This window comes from Vibrio sp. 1249-1 (genome assembly GCF_033340495.1).
This window is the reverse complement of record NZ_JAWOWJ010001115.1, coordinates 1-531: the sequence shown is the minus strand read 5'-3', so window position 1 is coordinate 531 and position 531 is coordinate 1. Positions and strand designations below refer to the sequence as shown.

The 531-nt window shown below is 43.7% G+C and carries 2 protein-coding genes; both read left to right on the top strand.

The window, feature by feature from the left end:
* Positions 1 to 121: 121 nt before the first annotated feature.
* Positions 122 to 331 (top strand): hypothetical protein, encoded by a 210-nt coding sequence (locus R7Z50_RS30765; protein ID WP_011105727.1) that lies wholly within the window; start codon positions 122 to 124, stop codon positions 329 to 331.
* Between the two features lie 69 nt (positions 332 to 400).
* Positions 401 to 531: metallophosphoesterase (locus tag R7Z50_RS30760; protein ID WP_411979550.1), on the top strand; the 131-nt coding region annotated here is incomplete at its 3' end.

The window sequence follows — 531 nt, the reverse complement described above, 5'->3', positions numbered from 1 at the left end:
ATATTTTTCTCAAGTCAGCGACATGCGTCAATCTCTAAGATATTGATTATTAGTGATGTTGCATATATTTTCACAGGCGCTATTCTTTGTGCCCTAAGCATATAGTTGAGGAATTTAAATCATGCCTTTAGTCTCTTGCCCTGTGTGTGAGAAACAAATATCGAAACGTGCTCACACATGTCCAGGGTGTGGGGAACCGGACCCGTTACACCATTTAGCGAAGTCGAAGTTCATTTCGATGGTTTTTTGGACATTAGTTTTAGTCGGTGCCGGATATTTTGCTTGGTTCCATTTGCTACCAATGCTGATTGAGACTGTGCGTCATCAGTAATCGGGAAGTCGGTTGAGCATACGTCAGAATGCCGTAGAATAGCCTCATACATTTTGAGGAGACAACGTCGTGAAACTATTTTTTGCCTCAGACCTGCATGGCTCTTTGCCAGCAACCGAAGAAACCATCAAGTTATTCCTAGCATCAGGTGCAAAGCATTTGGTGCTGTTGGGTGACACGTTGAACCACGGACCACGCAA

Excerpts from the sequence above, each read along its gene's own strand:
- R7Z50_RS30765 (WP_011105727.1), top strand. The coding sequence starts at position 122 with ATGCCTTTAGTCTCTTGCCCTGTGTGTGAGAAACAAATATCGAAACGT.